Source organism: Methylorubrum sp. B1-46 (genome assembly GCF_021117295.1).
Lineage (GTDB): Bacteria > Pseudomonadota > Alphaproteobacteria > Rhizobiales > Beijerinckiaceae > Methylobacterium.
Map to the genome: position 1 here is coordinate 4,121,383 of NZ_CP088247.1, position 18,386 is coordinate 4,139,768.

At 68.1% G+C, this 18,386-nt stretch carries 15 protein-coding genes; 13 read left to right on the forward strand and 2 right to left on the reverse strand.

Annotated elements, in window-relative coordinates:
• Positions 1-18 precede the first annotated feature (18 nt).
• Positions 19-3,246: an efflux RND transporter permease subunit gene (locus tag LPC10_RS19240; RefSeq protein ID WP_003596851.1), complete on the reverse strand. Its 3,228-nt coding sequence runs from the start codon at positions 3,244-3,246 to the stop codon at positions 19-21.
• Between the two features lie 12 nt (positions 3,247-3,258).
• On the reverse strand, positions 3,259-4,986 hold the full coding sequence (locus tag LPC10_RS19245) for an efflux RND transporter periplasmic adaptor subunit (RefSeq protein WP_003596852.1): 1,728 nt from the start codon (positions 4,984-4,986) through the stop codon (positions 3,259-3,261).
• 892 nt (positions 4,987-5,878) lie between these two features.
• Here LPC10_RS19245 and LPC10_RS19250 point away from each other — a divergent pair.
• The 13 genes from LPC10_RS19250 to LPC10_RS19315 all read left to right on the forward strand — a co-directional run bounded on the left by LPC10_RS19250 (position 5,879) and on the right by LPC10_RS19315 (position 18,372).
• A complete protein-coding gene (locus tag LPC10_RS19250) occupies positions 5,879-7,375 on the forward strand; it encodes a DUF2235 domain-containing protein (RefSeq protein WP_003596853.1) in 1,497 nt (498 codons plus the stop codon).
• 66 nt (positions 7,376-7,441) lie between these two features.
• Positions 7,442-8,323: an AAA family ATPase gene (locus tag LPC10_RS19255; protein ID WP_003596854.1), complete on the forward strand. Its 882-nt coding sequence runs from the start codon at positions 7,442-7,444 to the stop codon at positions 8,321-8,323.
• A gap of 111 nt (positions 8,324-8,434) precedes the next feature.
• On the forward strand, positions 8,435-9,448 hold the full coding sequence (locus LPC10_RS19260) for an ATP-dependent endonuclease (protein ID WP_017484342.1): 1,014 nt from the start codon (positions 8,435-8,437) through the stop codon (positions 9,446-9,448).
• Positions 9,449-9,619: 171 nt separating this feature from the next.
• Complete coding sequence (locus LPC10_RS19270) at positions 9,620-9,901, forward strand: hypothetical protein (RefSeq protein WP_231343942.1); 282 nt, start codon at positions 9,620-9,622, stop codon at positions 9,899-9,901.
• Positions 9,902-10,203: 302 nt separating this feature from the next.
• The gene (locus LPC10_RS19275) at positions 10,204-10,425 is read left to right on the forward strand and encodes a hypothetical protein (RefSeq protein ID WP_003596862.1); all 222 of its coding nucleotides are present in this window, start codon (positions 10,204-10,206) and stop codon (positions 10,423-10,425) included.
• Between the two features lie 549 nt (positions 10,426-10,974).
• Positions 10,975-12,234, forward strand: a complete 1,260-nt coding sequence (locus LPC10_RS19280) for a Fic family protein (protein WP_017484341.1) — start codon at positions 10,975-10,977, stop codon at positions 12,232-12,234.
• A gap of 526 nt (positions 12,235-12,760) precedes the next feature.
• The gene (locus tag LPC10_RS19285; RefSeq protein ID WP_003596865.1) at positions 12,761-13,420 is read left to right on the forward strand and encodes a response regulator transcription factor; all 660 of its coding nucleotides are present in this window, start codon (positions 12,761-12,763) and stop codon (positions 13,418-13,420) included.
• The gene (locus LPC10_RS19290; RefSeq protein WP_003596867.1) at positions 13,417-14,712 is read left to right on the forward strand and encodes a cell wall metabolism sensor histidine kinase WalK; all 1,296 of its coding nucleotides are present in this window, start codon (positions 13,417-13,419) and stop codon (positions 14,710-14,712) included. The genes LPC10_RS19285 and LPC10_RS19290 overlap by 4 nt, the downstream gene beginning before the upstream one ends.
• 92 nt (positions 14,713-14,804) lie before the next feature.
• Positions 14,805-15,443: a hypothetical protein gene (locus LPC10_RS19295; RefSeq protein WP_231343943.1), complete on the forward strand. Its 639-nt coding sequence runs from the start codon at positions 14,805-14,807 to the stop codon at positions 15,441-15,443.
• Complete coding sequence (locus tag LPC10_RS19300) at positions 15,386-15,682, forward strand: histidine kinase (protein ID WP_231343944.1); 297 nt, start codon at positions 15,386-15,388, stop codon at positions 15,680-15,682. Before LPC10_RS19295 ends, LPC10_RS19300 begins: the two co-directional genes overlap by 58 nt.
• Complete coding sequence (locus tag LPC10_RS19305; protein ID WP_003596874.1) at positions 15,679-16,551, forward strand: hypothetical protein; 873 nt, start codon at positions 15,679-15,681, stop codon at positions 16,549-16,551. Before LPC10_RS19300 ends, LPC10_RS19305 begins: the two co-directional genes overlap by 4 nt.
• Complete coding sequence (locus LPC10_RS19310) at positions 16,524-17,300, forward strand: hypothetical protein (RefSeq protein WP_003596877.1); 777 nt, start codon at positions 16,524-16,526, stop codon at positions 17,298-17,300. The genes LPC10_RS19305 and LPC10_RS19310 overlap by 28 nt, the downstream gene beginning before the upstream one ends.
• A gap of 298 nt (positions 17,301-17,598) precedes the next feature.
• Positions 17,599-18,372: a phosphatase PAP2 family protein gene (locus tag LPC10_RS19315; RefSeq protein ID WP_003596879.1), complete on the forward strand. Its 774-nt coding sequence runs from the start codon at positions 17,599-17,601 to the stop codon at positions 18,370-18,372.
• Positions 18,373-18,386: the final 14 nt, after the last annotated feature.

The following is an 18,386-nucleotide window of genomic DNA, read 5'->3' on the forward strand; positions in this document are numbered from 1 at the left end:
TCGGGGGTCGGGAAGGTCTCAGAACGCCTCGACGGGCGAACTTCTCGGTGCCTCGGGTGAAGCCTCGGGGCGGTGACGGGCCTCGTCCCGCAGCCGCTCCAGGGGCTTGCGGCCGAAGGTCAGGAACAGCACCGGGGTCAGCACGGTGTCGAGCAGCGTCGCACTGATCAGGCCGCCGAAGATCGTCACCGCCACGGGGTGCAGGATCTCCTTGCCCGGCGCGTCGGCGCCGATCATCAGCGGCACCAGGGCGACGCCCGCCGAGAGCGCCGTCATCAGGACCGGCGCCAGCCGCTCCAAGCTGCCGCGGATGACGAGGTCGCGCCCGAACGGCATGCCCTCGTGGATCGCCAGGTTCAGGTAGTGGCTGATCTTGAGGATGCCGTTGCGGGTGGCGATGCCGGTCAGCGTGATGAAGCCGATCATCGAGGCGACCGAGAGTGGCTGCCCGGCTATCCAAAGGGCGGCCACCGAGCCGATCAGGGCGAGCGGGATGCTGCCTAGGATGATCAGCGTGAAGACGACCGAGCGGTAACGGGAGTAGAGCAGCGCGAAGACCAGGGCGAGGGAGAGCAGCGACAGCAGGCCGATGGTCCGGCTCGCCTCTGCCTGGGCCTGGAAAGAGCCCTCCAGGCTCGTGGCGTACCCGTTGGGCAAGTTCGCCGCGGCGACCTTCTCCTGGATGGCCTGGACGATCTTTCCCATGTCGGAGCCGGGTTGGGTGTTGGCCTGCACGACGATGCGGCGCCGGGCGTTCTCGCGCAGGATCTGGTTCGGCCCGTCGGTCTCGCGGATGTCGGCGATCTGGCGGGCCGGCACCCAGCCGGACGGGGTCTCGATGAGGAGGTCGCCGAGGCGCTGGGTCGTGCGCATCGTGTCGGAGAGGCGCATCACCACGTCGAAGCGGCGGTAGCCGTCCACCACCCGCGAGACCACCTGCCCGTTCGACAGGCGGCTCAACTGCTCGACCAGGGCCGCGGGTTGGACGCCGTAGAGGGCCGCGCGGGCATAGTCGACGCGAATTTCCAACTGGGGGATGAGCACCTGCTTCTCGACCTGGAGGTCGGCGAGGCCGGGGATGTCCGAGAGCCGCGCCCTCGTGTCCTCGGCGAGCGCGCGCAGGGTGTCGAGATCCTCGCCGAAGATCTTGAGCGCGATCTCGGCGCGCACGCCCGAGAGCATGTGGTCGAGCCGGTGCGAGATCGGCTGGCCGACGTTGACGCTGACGGGCAGCACCGCGAGGCGCCCGCGGATGTCGGTGACGAGTTCGGGCTTGGGTCGCGACCCCGGCTTCAGGTCGATCTCAAGGTCGGAGGAGTGGACGCCTTCCGCGTGCTCGTCGAGCTCGGCCCGGCCGGTGCGGCGACCGATGGACTTCACGTCCTGCATCTCCAGGAGCAGCCGTTCCGCCACCAGTCCGATCCGGTTGCTCTCGGCCAGCGAGATGCCGGGGTTGAAGGTCATGTTGACCGTGAACGAGCCCTCGTTGAACGGCGGCAGGAAGGTGCGTGGCAGGAAGGTCGCCGCGAGCCCGGCCGCCGCCACCGCCAGACCGGCGACCGCCATGACCGGCCGGCCATGCCCGAGCAGGCCGCGCAGCAGGGCGGCGTTCCCGCGCTTAAGCCACTTGAGGAATTGGCTGTCATGCTCCTCCAGTCGCTTGAGGCCCGGCAGCAGGTAGTAGGCCAGCACCGGCGTCAGGGTGATGGAGACGAGGAGGCTCGCCAGGATCGAGACGATGTAGGCCTGACCCAGCGGGGCGAAGAGCCGGCCCTCGATGCCCGACAGGGCGAAGAGCGGCACGAACACCAGCACGATCACCATAGTGGCGTAGACGATGCCGGAGCGCACCTCGTTCGAGGCCTCTACCACGACTGTGAAGACGCTTTTGGGGTTACCCGCTTTACGGTTCTCGCCGAGTCTCCGAAAAATGTTTTCGACGTCGACCACCGCGTCGTCGACGAGTTCGCCGATGGCGATGGCGAGGCCGCCAAGGGTCATCGTATTGATCGACAGCCCGGCGAGGTGGAACACGACCGCGGTCGCCAGGATCGAGACCGGGATCGCCGTGAGCGAGATCGCGGTGGTGCGCACGTTCAAGAGGAAGGCGAACAGCACCACCGCGACGACGACGACGGCCTCCATCAGCACCGTCTCGACGTTGCGTATCGAGGTCTCGATGAAGTTCGCCTGCCGGAAGATGAGCTGGTCGGCGCGCACGCCCTTGAAGGCGCATGCCTCGCCGACGGGTTCGGCCACGGACGGACCCGTCCGATCCGAGCTGCCCTTGCCCGCGTCGGGGCCGCAGGCGTTCAGGCTGGCGGTGATCTCCGCGAGGGCCGTCTCGACCTCGCGGGTGAGCCGCACCGTGTCGACGGCCGGCTGCTTCTCGACCGAGACCACGACCGCGGGCGCGCCCATGTAACCGGCATCACCCCGCTTCACCCGGGCCGCGAAGGAGACCTCGGCCACCTGCCGCAGGTAGATCGGTCGGCCGTTGACGGTGGCGACGACCATGTTGCGCAGGTCGTCGAGGCTCATGCTCCGGCCGAGGTTCCGGATCAGGTACTCGCGGGCGTACTGGTCGGTGAAGCCGCCGCCGGTGTTGGTGCCGAACTGAGCCAGCGCCGTCTCCAGTTGGCCATGGGTGACGCCGAGCGCCCGCAGGGCCGTGGGCTGGGGCGCGACGCGGAACTGGCGCACCTCGCCGCCCATCGGGATCACCTGGGCGACGCCGGGGATCGAGAGCAGGCGTGGTCGGATGGTGAAGTCGGCGAGTTCCCGCAATTGCATCGGCGAGACCGTGCCGCCGTTGAGGGCGACCATCACGATCTGGCCCATGATCGAGGAGACCGGACCCATCATCGGGTTGACGTTTGGGGGTAGTTGCGGGCGCACCATCGCGAGGCGCTCGGCGACCTGCTGGCGGTTGCGGTAGATGTCGGTGCCCCAGTCGAACTCGACGTAGATCACCGAGAGGCCGACGCCGGACACGGAACGCACCCGGGTCACGCCCGGCAGGCCGTTCATCTGCGTCTCGACCGGGAACGTGACGAGCTGCTCGACCTCCTGGGGGGCGAGTCCCTCGGCCTCGGTCATGATCGTCACCGTCGGCCGATTGAGGTCCGGGAATACGTCGACCGGAAGCTTGGTCGCGGTGAAGGCACCGTAGATGACGAGCACCGCGGCAAGCGCCAGTACGAGGAGGCGGTTGCGCAGGGATTGCGTGACGAGGAGCGTGAACACGGGTTGGCCTCCTCAGCGGACCTGGTTGAGGAGTTCGGCGCCTTGGGTCACGATCCGCTTGCCCGCGGCGAGCCCGGAGACGACCAGCACCTGCCCCGCATCGAGCGGCTCGACCCGCACCTCGCGGGGCTCGAAGCGCTCCGGCGCGGTGTGCTCGTAGACGATGCTTTGGCCGTTGCCGCCACGCACCACGCTCATGCGCGGAAGCGCCAACCCCTTCTGCTGTGCGTCGGTTGCGGCCAGCACGGTGACGAACTGCCCGGTCCGCAGTTCCGACGGCGCGCCTTCGACGGCGAAGTGCATCGGCACGGCTTGGCTGCGGTCGGCGAGCCCTGCGCCCATGTAGGCGAGGCGCAGCATGCGACCGTCGGCAAGGCGGGCGGTGGCGTGCTGGCCGCCGGTGAGGGCGTCGAAGCTCAGCGCCTCGATCCAGAGGCGGGTCGGGTCGACGATCTGGAACACCTGCACGCCGGGGCTCGCCATCTGCCCGGCCACGGCGGTCGCCTCGGCGATCACGCCGTCGACCGGCGCCTTGAGTGCTTCGGGCTGCTGGCGGATTGTGTCGAGGGCGGCGCGGCGGTCGAGCAGACCCTTCAGCTCGGCCTGGGCGTCCTCCAGTTGCACCTGCGATACGGCGCCGCCCGGTGCGAGCTTGCGGTAACGTTCGACCCGTCGCTCCGTGACTGCGATCTGCTGGTCGAGTTCGCCCTGGCGTTGGCGCATGTCGGAGGCGTCGACCGCCTGCACCGGCGGCGTGACATAGGCCAGCACCTCGCCCTTGCGCACCCGCGTGCCGAGCCGCGGGAAGATCCCGGATTCCGGCGGCGAGAGCCGGCCGCCGACCGAGGACTGCACGACCCCGCTGGCACTCGGATCGGGCACGATGCGCCCCGGCAGCTCGACGGTGCGGCGCATGATGTCGGAGGATGTCACCACCGTGCGCACGGCCAGTACCCTCTGGGTGGGCTTGGGCACGAAGATCGACCCGTCCGGTTGACGTCGCGCCAAGTCCTGTCCCGCCGGCGCCGGGGCGGCCATGAGGGTGGTTTGCGATCCGGGGGCACTCCCGTGACCGTGCCCCTCGCCCGCGAAGGCGCGCGGCGCGAACGCGAGGGCGACGATGAGGGCGACGAGGGCAGTGGCCGGCAAGTAACGGCGCCCCTTCATCAGGAGCGTGACCGCGATGCCGAGAAGGAAGCCGGTGCTGCCGATGGCCAGCGGCAGCGGGTCGGCCTCCTTCAGGTGGCGCTGAAAGTCGTGGGCCGCGGCGAGGCCGGATGCCCACGCGGAGACACCCGCCTCAGACTTCGGCGGCGGTGCCTCCCGCACCGTCAACGTGACCGGAAACATGTCGGTTGAGCCTGCCGCGGTCACGGTGAAGAGCACCTCGTGCTCGCCGGGGTGCAGGCTCCAATGTGCATCGACCGCGTAGCTGCCGTCCGGCATGGGCGAGGCGGTGAGGGAGCCGTCCGGCGTCTCGGCTCGGACGACGGCGTCCGTCACAGGCTCGTTGGTGCCCACACGGTCGAGGAACACGGCCAAGCGGCCGCTTCGGACGATGGCGACCAATTCGAGCGCGTCGGTGCTCGACGTACTGCGCGGCGCTGTAGCCGCCGCCGGAGCCTGCGCCTCGTTGCCGTGGTCGTGCCCCTCATGGGCGACGGCGAGCGTCGGCGCACCGGCCCAGAGGCCAAACGCCAGGAGAGCCGTCCGCAGGGCGGAGGCGGAGAGAACACGCATGGGATGATCGAGCCTTCGCGTAAAGGAGGCTGGCGGCTGTCGTTCACGGACAGCCGCTCAGGGCGCGCGTTGGAGCGCGGACCTCAGGCGAAGGTTCGAGGGGGTTCGGGAAGCGTCTCAGGAACCACGCTGTCGAACGTGACTTTGCGGACGCCAGCCAACGTTCGCTCGGGCTTCCAGGCAACCACGACGGTCAAGCAGTCCCAGCGCGCGAACGACACTGGGCAGCAAAGGCCGCAAGGACCAGCCACCGACTCTTCGGCGCTTCGGTCGGCATGGCCCACCATGTCGTCAACCTGACCTGGCCCTCCGGTCACTTGGTACCCGACCGAGACGGACGTGTCGTGTCCGACGTGAAGCTCCCCCGCGTGCGAGTGTCCCGCACCCGCCACCGAAAAGGCGGCAAGCGACACGATCTGGAAGACCGTGAGCAACGAACGCCAAAAGGACCGGGTGGCCGACATGATGCGGGGTGCATAGCACATCCACGCGGGCAGACCATGAGCTATTTGGCGCTCAACGAGTGGCGCCCCGACGAAAGTCCTTGGATGTATCCGCCCCAACCGTTCGGTCCGGTGAGCGAGGTTCAAATCCGGGCACCGGCGGGGCCGGCCGCCGGTAGGGGGTTAGGTCCCGGCCGCCATTCCGGCCGCCTTGGTGTCAGGGGTGAGGTTGTTCGCGTGCAGGGCGCGACTTCGCCCGCCGGGCTTCGTGCTCGGAGGCCATGGCCTCCGTCAGCGCGTACACTCTGGTCGCAGATTGGGAACAAACAAGGAACCTGGCGGTTGCGACTCCCGAAGCTGGGCTTAACCGGTCTGACTGGGCGTCGGACGCGATCCAGCCTCGCAAGATGGGCTCCATTCCAGGACCATCCCGGCTGCAGGAGGGGGGCGTGGCTAAGAACATCGTGGTCTTCTCGGATGGCACCGGCCAGGAAGGTGGCCTCCGCGAGGAACAGCGCCTCAGCAACGTCTACAAGCTCTACCGCGTCTGCCGGGTCGGGCCGGACAGCGGCATCGACCCGCGCGAGCAGGTCGCCTTCTACGACGCCGGCCTCGGCACGGACGGCTCGGCCCCGGGTTTCGTCGGTGCCTACCGCCGACTGCAGAAGCTGCTGTCCTCGGTGACCGGCCTGGGCATCACGAAGAACATCGCCGACTGCTACGAGTTCGCCATCAACCACTACGAGCCCGGCGACCGCATCTACCTGATCGGCTTCAGCCGAGGGGCCTACACGGCCCGTTGCGTGGCCAACGTTCTGTTCCTGTGCGGCGTCCCGACGAAAGTGCCGGGCGGAGACCTTCCACGCTTCCGCAAGGCGACGCGGGACATCGCGGATGAGGCGGTGATCAAGGTCTATGAGTACGGCGCGGGTTCACCCCGGGGCGGCGACTACGAGAAGGACCGGTTCGAGTTGGCGAGGCGATTCCGGCGCAAGTACGGGTCGGGTGACGACCTTTCCTCGAACGTGGCACCGCACTTCATCGGCGTGTTCGACACCGTCGCCTCGCTCGGCGCGACCGGACCCAAGTGGTGGGGCATTGCGGCCGGCCTGACGATCCTGGCCGTGCTGGTTGCAGCCGTGCCCGCCGTCTTGTCCGACCTAGCGTTCGGCACCGGCTACTGGCGCCCGTTCCTGGCCACCCTCTCGCTCACTGCGGCGTTCGTCCTCTGGCGTTGGCTGCCGACAGCGGTCAAGACCATCACCGACTCACCGGTGAACGGGAAGGCGCGCTGGCACATCGCGCAATGGCGCTCCGGGAACTACGACCAACTGCTGAGCGGCCATGTCGGCTATGCCCGGCATGCCCTCTCCATCGACGAGACCCGCGCCGACTTCCCGCGGGTCAGGTGGGGCAGCCGGGACGGGGTGCGGAAAAAGGTCCAGGGCGAGCCCGATCCGCTCATCCAGATGTGGTTCGCCGGCAACCACTCCGACATCGGCGGCAGCTACCCCGAAGCCGAGAGCCGGCTGTCCGACGTCGCGTTGCAGTGGATGGTGGAGCAGGCCACCAAGATCCCGGATCCGCTTCGGGTCGACGGGATGGTGTCCGAAGAGCCCGGTACCGGCCGGCTGCACCTGCATCCGGCGTCCGATGGCATGCAGCACTGCGAGGTCGCAGGCATGCACGACTCCATCGCCGGCATCCTTCCCCGCTGGCTGTCCCGTCGGATGGGATGGCTGGGATGGCCGGTGAAGGTCCGGGAGATCCCGGAGGATGCCCTGGTCCACCCGAGCGTCAGGGAAAGATTCGATCTGGCCGAGGTGACCCAATGTGATGGGAAAGGTCCTTATAGGCCGTTGGCGTTGGCGAACCACCGGGACTTCAGGACCGCTTATGCGCCGGGCTCGCCAAACCCAGGGGCAGCGAAATCCGGCATCGTCTAGCAGACCAATCTGCGATTGCAGTTGCTTGGCCATCCGCGAAGCTGCGGACCGACTACGAGGGATGGAATGAGGCTCGACAGTTTCAGGGTCACCAATTTTCGCAGCGTCGAGGATTCGGAAGAGGTCACGCTCGGCGACATGGTCTGTCTTGTCGGCAAGAACGAGGCTGGCAAGACCGCCCTCCTTCAAGCCTTGGCCGGCCTGAATCCCCACCCGGCGACACCAACGGTATTCGATAGGGAACGGGACTACCCCAGGCGGCACCTGAACGAGTACGACGCACGGCATCCGAAGGAGGAGGGCGAGGCAATCGTCATCACGTCCAAATGGTCCCTATCGCCCGAGGATGTGGCGACGCTGGCCGAAGCGTTGGGCCCCGACTGTCTCCGGTCGCGTCAGATCACCCTCTCGCGCCGCTACGACGACGAAACCTTCCGCATCGACGTTCCGCTGAACTACCCGGCCATCGCCGAGTACCTGATGGCCAGCCACGGCCTCGGCGAAACCGTCAGGGAACCGCTTGCGGAAGCCACAACCACGGACATGCTCCGAAAGGCGTTGGAGGCGTTGGCGGAGCCGACGCCGGACCAAGTCGCGCTCCTGGAAACGATCAGGTCGTTCCCCGGCCAGAACGCGGTGGGTTTCGTTGGGAGCTACATCCGCTCCGTGACGCCCCAGTTCATGTACTTTTCGTATTACGACCGCATGGCCGGGCAAATCCGGGTCGACGACATCGTACGCAACGGGGACGCACCGTACCACCATCCCGGACATCCGCATGGAAACACGCATTTGGACGTCGGCGAGAGGGTTTTCCTCGACTTCCTCGAATTCGCCGGGACCTCGGTGGAGGAGATCAAGGCGTCGACGACCTACGAGTCGCTGAACGCCAAGTGTGAATCCGCATCGAACGCCATCACCGACCAATTGCAGGAATACTGGACGTAGAACGCGTTCCTGGAGCTTGAGGTCAGGGTCACGAAGGCGGAAGCGGGCGACCCCGCCCCGTTCAACGCCGGCGCGATCGCCCGCGCCCGTGTCAGGAACACCCTTCACAGGGTGACGGTGCCGTTCTCGGAGCGTAGCGCCGGGTTCATCTGGTTCTTCTCGTTCCTGGTGAAGTTCGCGCAGGTAAGCAAGCGTGGGGGCAACCAGATACTCCTGCTGGACGAGCCGGGGCTGACCCTCCACGGCAAGGCCCAGGCCGATCTGCTGCGGTACTTCGCCGACCGACTCCTGCCGAAGCACCAAGTGGTCTTCTCCACGCATTCGCCCTTCATGGTGCCGCCCGACGACCTGACGCTCTCCCGGATCATCGAGGACCAGGTCGAGCAGAAGCGTCCAGGCTTCTGGACGACGAAGGGTACCAAGGTCAGGGGCGACGTGCTCGCCACGGACCCGGACACCCTCTTCCCCCTCCAGGCCGCCTTGGGCTACGACGTCACCCAGGCGCTGTTCATCGGCAAGCACACCCTGCTGGTCGAGGGACCGGGCGACATCCTGTTCCTCAAGGCCCTGTCGGCTCAGCTGAAGCGACGGCGACGGACCGCGCTCGACCCCCGCTGGACGATCTGTCCGGCCGGTGGGCTCGACAAGATCCAGTCGTTCGTCTCCCTGTTCAAGGGCGCGAACCTACACCTGGCGGTGATGTCCGACAGAGCCCAGGGCGACAAGCGCAAGCTTGAGCAGCTCAAGGCCGCCGGTGCCATACCAGAGAGCCGCATCATGAATTATCCCGACGTGCTCGGCATCGCCGAGGGCGACGTCGAGGACATATTCGAGCCCGAGACCTATGTCGGCATTGTCAACGGCGCCTTCGAGCTCAAGGGGCGTTCCGCACTGACCCTAGCCAAGCTTGACAAGGATGCACCGGGCCCCGGCCGGCTGGTGAAGCGCATGGAGACGGTGTTCAGGATCCTCCCGGCATCCACGCCGGAATTCGACCACTTCAGCCCGGCTGATTGGCTCATCCGCAATCCCAGTTTCCTGGACGGAAACGGCCCTGGCGTCGTGACGACCCTCGACAACGGTGAGAAGGTCATCGAGGCCATCAACGCTGCTTTGCCACGGTAACCGGTCAACCCGACGCTTTTCACCGCGACAGGCGACCCGAGCGCCTCGCCCGCACGAAGGGCCGGCAACAGTCGTCAGTGGACGCTCTATTGCACCGTATATCCCTGCCATAACTGTGCCCGGCACCTCGTCACCGCCGGGGTGAAGCGGGTCTATTACGTCGAGCCTTACGTGAAGAGCCTCGCGGTCGAGCTTCACTCCGACACCATCGTTACGGAACTTCCGCAACGGCCCAAGGACGGAAAGGCGCCGACCCAGGCCCAGATGGTCATCGTTCCATTCACCGGCGTCGGCGAGCGAATGCATGAGGATTTCTTCATCAAGAAAGGTGATCTGAAGGACGAGCACGGCACGTTCGTGCCTCCCGGCGGGGGCCTGCCCGAACATGCCGTCCGGCTGCGTGACTTGGCCTCCGTCGAGAGGCGTGCCGCCTCCTTGGTCCCGGAAGCCTGACGATGGCCGAACGCAAGATCCTCAGCTTCCCGACCCGGGCGCTGGCGCCGCATGCCGTCCCGTCCATGCCGGACCTGCAATACACCCTCTTCCCCGGCCAGGACGACTGAGAGGGCGCCGTCGCCTTCGTCGACATCGAGGGGCTGACGGAGGAGCCTCTGCTGCGCCTGATTGCGACCAACGCCGCGCGGGCACTCGTCGATCTGAGGCCGCGACCCGTCTTCCAGCGTCCCCGCTTCCGGCACAAGAACGTCGTCTTCTACCTGCACGACCGGGACATCCGGTACGTCGAGTTCGCGCTGATGGCGCGCTGGCCATCCCGGGACAAGGCCGTTGCCGCGATGCATTCCTCCGAGGCATACGCCAAGATCGAGCCGGTCCTCGAACACGGGCTGGCCATCTGCCTCTACGACCAGTCCGCCGAGGACCTCGGCTGGCTCGATGAGATGCGGCGCCTGCTCAGGCATTCGAAGGGATATCGGGCCGAGGTGAACCCGCGCTCCTTGACCGGCATGCCGGTCTGAGGGGGTCTTCGACTTCCAACCGCTCGGAGACATGGTTGCCTTGTCCGGGAATCGAGTAGTAGACGGGTATATCAGCCTGCCTTAGGGCAATTGCGAGCTTATGTTGTTTTAAACGACACAAGAGGTTATTATGTCGATATAAGCGACGGGGCTTCCGCCGCCCGGGGGCGTTAAGTGGCTACGACGCACGGTGATCTGATCCTCACGCGAGGCGACCCGCAACGCGACCGGTCCCTTCAGCGGCAGGCCGCCGCCGGCAAGCTCCGGCGGGTCGGCGACGGCATCTATGCGGTGTGCAACGGTCGTCCCGTCGAAGAGATTGTCTGCGGCGGATGGGCTCCCATCCTCGCTCGATACGCGCCTGGTGCCGTGCTCAGGGGCCGGACTGCCCTGCAGAGGAATCCCTGGCGTGAGCGCGGGCCGGACGGGCGCGTCGTCTTCCCGGGCTGGGTGTTCGCGACCGATCCGCACGGGAAGGCCCGCAGGCGGTTGTCACTGCCCGGCTTGGAAATCAGAACCTTCCCCGGTCCAGGGCCGTTGGAGGGGGACATGTCCTTCCTCGGGGTCTACCTTCCGAGCGACGCGCGCGCCCTGCTGGAGAACCTGCAGGCATCACGCGCACGGAGTGGGCCTAGCCGCACCGTCGGAAGGGAAGGCGTCGAACGAGAGGTCGAGCGGTTGCTGAAGACCGCCCATGAGGACGGTCTCCGGGAGATCCGGCAGCGGGCCGAGTGCATCGCAGGCTCGCTTGGGGCGGAACAGGAACTGCAGGTCCTCCTCGATATCATCGGGACCATCCTCGGAACGCGCAAAGCCGGTTTGGTCGCAAGGGACGTGGCCGCGCGGCGCCGGCCGGACGACCCCTACGACCCCGAGTGCATGGAGCGCCTCAAGGTCTTGGCGATGACCCTCGGGCGCGTCGCGCCCGACTTGGCCGACCCGCACGTCGGTCCCGGCGAGCGGGACTGCACGTCATTCGTCGAGGCGTACTTCACCAACTACATCGAGGGCACGCGCTTCCTCGTCGACAAGGCGCGGCGCATCGTGTTCGAGCACGAACCGGCCGATGGGCGGCCGCAGGACGGTCGCGACGTGACGCAAACCTTTGCCCAGGTCGCGAGCATCGTGCCGGGCGAGGCGCGCGCATCGTCCGTCGATGAGTTCATGGCCGAGATCCGCGAGCGGAACGCGCGGTTGCTCGACGCGCGCCCCGACAAGAAGCCGGGCGAGTTCAAGGAGGATGCCAACAGCGCCGGCAACACCGTCTTCGTGTTGCCTGACCTCGTCAAGGGGACTCTGCGCGAGGGTTTCGCCATGCTGCGCGACCTGCAGGCCCCGTTCGCCCGCGGCGTGTTCGCCCACACCCTCATCGTCCTCGTCCATCCCTTCAACGACGGCAACGGTCGGACCGCCCGCATCATGATGACGAAGGAATTGGTCGGCGGGGGGAAGTCGCGAATCGTGGTGCCGACCATCTACCGGTCGGACTACATCGGGGGGTTGCGGGCGCTTACCGCACCCGGCGCCGCTCAAGCCGCGCCCCTCGTGCGCGCGATGCTGCGGTGCCAGTCCGTCACGGCCCGCATCGCTTCGCCGGACCTCGACGAAACGTTGCGCCTTTGGGCCTCAACACACGCTTTTCTGGAAGACGAGAAGAACGCGAGGTTCACCGACCCGAACGTCAACGTGGACATCGTATGGCGGCGAGGCATCCCGGCCCCCGCCTCCTACTGGCAGGAACTCGACTTGACGGCCCAACTCCAGGACGATGTCACCGGCCTGATACCCCTTGAACATCAAGTCGTATAGAACGACGATGACGCACTTCCAACGACCAAAAACTACAAAGGCCGCGTGATGACGTTCATGATGGTAGGTCGTTGCGTCACTCGCCTGCAAGGCCAACTAGGGGCGAGGTGCCGGAACGGGCAGTATGTGGTTTTGGGTCCGGCCACCACCGGCGATTCGGCAACGCGCCATCCGCATTCATCCCGAGCCATTTGGTGTATCGCAAGCCCGACGGTGATCCGTGCTGTCCGCTCGGCGCCGTCATGACGGCTCGCCATATGCCCAGTGGCGGCAGGTCGGACGCAGACGTCGGCACGTGGCCGGAAATCTCCCGAAACCCGACACCGCCTCCGAGGCGCCGATCCAGGGCTGCTTTCCTCAAGTCCAAAGGAATGCTTACGCCTTTAGGGTAAGCGACTTCTCACGTCGCTGTTGTCTCGGCTGCAGGCTAGGACCGGTCCGTGGCGCGGCTCAGTTCCGGCTCCGGCTTGCGAGCGGTCACGGCCAGCACCGCGCCATGAATGCTCCGACCCGAACAAGGCGACCCATGCGCGTGCTGCTGATCGAGGACGACCGCATGATCGGCGAAGGGTTGTCGCACGGCCTTGCCGCCGAAGGCTACTCCGTCGATTGGGTACGCGACGGCCCCATGGCCGAAACGGCGCTGCGGGTCGGCGGCCACGCATTGGTCCTGCTGGACCTCGGCCTGCCGGGCGCCGACGGCCTGCAGGTTCTCAGGTCCGCGCGGACGGCGGGCAACGACATGTCGGTGCTCATCATCACGGCGCGGGACGGACTCGACAGCCGCGTCGCCGGCCTCGACCTCGGGGCCGACGACTACCTGGTCAAGCCGTTCGAGATGCGCGAGCTGCTCGCCCGGATGCGGGCGATCCTGCGGCGCCGGGCCGGGCGGGCGACCGCGCGGCTCGTGGCCGCCGAGACCGAACTCGACACGGAGAGCCATGTGCTATCCCACGCCGGAACCGTCGCGGTCCTGTCGGCGCGCGAATACGCCCTCATGCACGCGCTCATGGAGCGACCGGGGCGCATCCTCTCTCGGGCGCAGATCGAGGAACGCATCTACGGGTGGGGCGAGGAGGTCGAGAGCAACGCGGTGGACGCCCTGATCCTCACGGTCCGCCGCAAGGTCGGCAAGGGCGTGATCCTCAACGTCCGCGGCGCAGGCTGGATGGTGCCCAAGCCATGAGGGCCGCCTCCTTGCGCCGCACGACGCTCGGCTGGATGACCGCCCTGCTCGCCGGAATCGGCTTGGCCGCGATGGTCGCGGCCTATGCCCTCGCGCGGATCGAGGCGGCCGATTTCCTCGACGGGCAGTTGCGGCAGGTCGCCCTCAACGCCGGTCCCGGGCTCCCGGACGCGGACGCGCCGCCCGCCGCCGACCAGGACCCGGAGGACCAACTCGCCGTCACCATCTGGAAGGACGGGCAGGTCCTGCGCGACGACCGCGGCGTCGACGTCCGCCACCCCGGCCGCACGGGATACGCGAACGTCGTCATGGGCGGCGAGCTCTGGCGCACCTACACGACCGCCAACGGCACCACGACGGTCCGGGTCGCCCAGCGCGACGTCGTGAGGGCGGAGTTCGCACGCAATGCGGCGCTCGGCGCCGTGGCCCCGCTGCTGCTCCTCGTCCCGCTGTCGTGGATCGTCGTCGGCTGGGCGATGAACCGGGCGCTCGGGCGGCTCGACGGCTTGGTGCATGACCTCGCCGGGCGCGGCGCCGCCGCCCAAGGCCCCTTGCCGACGCGCGGCGTGCCGACGGAGGTGGCGCCCCTCGTCGAGGCCATGAACGGGCTCATCCTTCGCCTGCAGGCCGCTCTGGCCGCCCAGAAGCGGTTCGTGGCCGACGCGGCGCACGAACTGCGTACGCCGCTTGCCGCGATGCAGATCCAACTCGACTCCCTCGGCGGGCCTGCCGGTGGCGGGGGCGACGCGCGGCGTATGGCGCTGGCGGACGGCCTCCGGAGGGCGAACCGGCTGGTGGATCAACTGCTCCGTCTCGCCCGGCTCGACGACGGTGCCGAGGCCCGTCCTGCATCCGTCGACCTCGGCCAGCTCCTGCTCGACTGCGTCGCCGACCACGTCGTGCTCGCCGAGCGCAAGGACATCGACCTGGGCGTGCATATCGAGACACCCGCGACGCTTCACGCGTCGGAGGACGAGGTCCGCGTCCTGTTCGCCAACCTGGTCGACAACGCCCTGCGCTACACGCCGTCGGGAGGCCAGGTCGACGTCCGTCTGCTGAACCGGAACGGTGCGTGCGTCGTCACGGTTCGGGACACCGGCTGCGGGCTGCCGCCGGGAAGCGAGGGCCGCCTGTTCGACCGCTTCTTCCGGGCCGCGCCACCGGAAGTCGAAGGCACAGGGCTCGGGCTCGCCATCGCCCGCCGCATCGCGGAGCGCAACGACCTCGGCCTGACGGTCGAAAACCGACGTGACGGGCAGGGGACCCTCGCAACCGTCAGACTGCCGGCCTGAGGCCGAGCCTGCGGCTCCTCCGGACGAAGCTCATTCTGCCCTCATTCTGGCTCGCTATCACCGTGCCCGACCATGACGGACGGGAGACGGGGATGAGCGAGATCCAGCGCCAGGTCTTGAACAAGGTACCGGAGGTCACCGCGGCCTTCTGGGTCATCAAGATCCTGTCCACGACCGTCGGCGAGACCGGCGCGGACTACCTCGCGGTGAACGTCGGCCTGGGTGCCGCCGTCACCGCCACCCTCACGGCCGGCCTCCTCGCGGCCGTCCTCGCCCTGCAGGTGCGCGAGCGGCGCTACGTGCCCTGGACCTATTGGTCGACCGTCGTCCTCGTCAGCGTGGTCGGCACGCAGGTCACCGACATCCTGACCGACAAGCTCGGCGTGAGCCTCTTCGTCAGCACCGGCGTGTTCGCGGCCGCCCTCGCCGCCGTGTTCGCCCTCTGGTACGCGACCGAGCGGACGCTCTCGATCCACGCCATCGTGACCCGGCGCCGCGAGGCGTTCTACTGGCTCGCCATCCTCCAGTCCTTCCAACGCCGCACGACACGGAGCGAACGACCATGCGAAACATCCTCCTCGCCGCCATCGCCGCGACGGTCATCGGTGCCACGGCCGCCCCCCTGGGCCTGCTGGCGATGCAGGACGCCGCCGTCGGAGCGACGCCCAAGGCGATGGCGGCCTCGAAGCTTGGCGACCTCTCCAAGTTCCGGACCATCGTCGTCGACGTGAAGGCGATGACCGACCGGGGCGACCTCGCCGCCGCCAAGACGCGCATCAAGGACCTGGAATTGTCCTGGGACGCGTCCGAGGCCGGCCTGAAGCCGCGAGCCGCCGCCGACTGGCACGTCGTGGACAAGGCCATCGACCGCGCCCTCGACGCGCTGCGGGCGTCGAACCCCGATCCGGCCGCCTGCCGTCGCGCGGTCGACGACCTGCTCGCCATCATCGACCAGACCCACACCGCGTGAGCCAGCCCTCGCTTTCCCACGGCAGCCCGATGCAACCGACCGAGCGACCCGGACACGTCGAACCCGCCAAGGTGCCTGAAGCCACCGCCGGGTTCTGGGCCATCAAGATCGTGGCCACGACCCTGGGCGAGGTCGGCGGGAACGCCGTCACGTTGACGCTCGGCCTCGGCTATCTCGCCGGCACGGCGATCTTCGGGGCCGCCCTGGCGGTGCTGCTGGCCGCACAGGTCCGGGCGGACCGCTTCCATCCGATCCTGTACTGGGCCGTGGTCACCGCGACGACGCTCGCAGGCACGACCCTCGCCGACTTCTGCGACAGGTCCCTCGGCATCGGCTACGCGGGCGGGTCCCTGGTGCTGCTCGGATCGGTCGTCGCGACCCTGATCCTGTGGAAGCGCACGCTCGGCACGGTCGCCGTGGAGACGGTGCGGTCCCCGCGGGCCGAAGGTTTCTACTGGGCCACGGTCATGTTCTCCCAGACGCTCGGCACCGCGTTGGGCGACTGGATGGCTGACAGCAGCGGGCTCGGGTACAACGGGAGCGCGCTCCTCATCCTCGTCGCGCTGGCCGTGGTCACGGCCCTCCATCTGCGAACGCGTGTTTCCAGGCCCATGCTGTTCTGGACGGCGTTCGTCCTGACGCGGCCGCTCGGCGCCACCCTCGCCAACTCGCTCGACAAGCCGGTCGCTTCCGGCGGCCTGGGCATCGACGACATCACGATCTCCGGCGTGCTCGCGCTCGTCATGGCCGGGGCTCGTCCTCCTCATCCCGCAGCGTGCCGGTCGCCGGGCGGCCTGCGCCGACGCGCCGTGAGGTTTTTCTCGAAGAAGGAGCAGGTCCGATGGACGACCGTTACGAACGCGCCCTGAGCAAGGTACCCGAGGTCACGCTGGGCTTCTGGATCATCAAGATCCTGGCCACGACGCTCGGGGAGACCGGCGGCGACACCGTCACCATGACCCTCAACTGGGGCTACCTCGCCGGCACCGCCCTGTTCGCCGTGCTGCTGGTCGCGCTCGTGGTCGCCCAGATCATATCGAAGCGGTTCCACCCGGTCCTGTACTGGTCCACGATCGTCGCCTCGACCACCTTCGGTACGACGATGGCGGACTTCGCCGACCGCTCGCTCGGCATCGGATACACCGGCGGGTCGACCCTGCTACTCGCCTGCCTCGCGGCCGTGCTCGGGCTTTGGTACGCGACCGAGGGCACCGTGTCGGTGGACACGGTTTCGACCCCGCGGGTCGAGGCGTTCTATTGGGGGGCGATCACCTTCTCGCAGACGTTGGGCACCGCGCTCGGCGACTGGCTCGCGGACACCGGCGGCCTCGGCTACGAGGGTGGCGCCCTCGTCTTCGCGGCGGCGCTCGCGGTCGTCATCGCCCTGTACTACCGGACCTCCGTTTCACGGGTCACGCTCTTCTGGGCGGCGTTCATCCTGACCCGCCCGCTCGGGGCCACGGTGGGCGATTTCCTCGACAAGCCGGTCGCCAACGGCGGGCTGAACCTGAGCCGGCCGCTCGCTTCCGCCGTGATCGCGGCCTTCATCGTGGCGCTCATCGTCCTGCTACCGCAGCGGGCCGGCCGTCATCCGGGCGCGGACGCGACGGCGTCATGAACCTGCGGTCGACACCGCATGGCGACGCGCCGGGGCCCCGCCCTTGTCCGGCGCCGCGGCGACTTCGTCCACGGGGCCGTGCGCGCGACCTGCCCCCGATCCGTGGAGTTCGCACGGATGCCGGCGGCCCGGGGACGGCGGCCGCGCGCATCCCGAGGCCGGGCCAGAAGCAGTCGCCGTGGGTCAGGGCCGCGGTCCATCGACGATCCTTGCATCCCCGGTCTGGCCGCCTCGCCCCACGGGCGACGCGCGTCAGACCTGGGGCGGCGTACCGAGGTCCGGCCGGGAGGCGAGGCGGATGAACGAATTGGGTGCCTGGGCAGCAGCCGTGACGCGCCTCGGGAAACGGGAGCTCGGCCTCGTGGCGACGCTGTTCTGCGTCGCCGCACTCCTCCTCGCGTTCGGCCTCCTCGCCGGCGAGGTGATGGAGGGTGATACCATGGCGTTCGACACCCGGGTCGCGCGCTTCTTCCGTCCACTCGGCGCCGCCGGCCCAATCGGGCCGGCCTGGGTGCATGAGATGGCGCGCGACGTGACCTCCCTTGGGAGCATGGTCGTCCTGTGCTTCCTGCTGGCTGCGACCGTGGGGTACCTGCTCCTGGTCCGCAGGCGTGGGACTGCCCTCCTGGTGGTGGGCTCGATGCTGGGCGGCACGGTCATCAGCTTCGGCCTGAAGCTGCTCTTCAACCGCCCTCGTCCCGACATTCCCGGCGGCATCCAAGTGTTCACAGCCAGCTTTCCCAGCAGCCACGCCATGCTCTCTGCGGTGACCTTCCTGACGCTGGGGGCGATCATGACGAGGGTCGCAGCGGGCGCACGGCTGAAGGCGTACTTCATGGGGCTCGCCGTCTTCCTCACCGTCGTCGTGGGGCTGAGCCGCGTCTACATCGGCGTCCACTACGCGACCGACGTGTTGGCGGGCTGGTGCGTCGGGTCGGCCTGGGCGGTGCTGTGCTGGATCGTGGCGCTGCGCCTCCAGCGGCGCGGCCAGGTCGAAGCGTCGGGGGCGGCCGGTGAGCCCGACCGTACGGCTCATGCGGATTCGAAGCTGTCCGTTCGGACCTTGCGTTAGCGTCGCCTTACGGC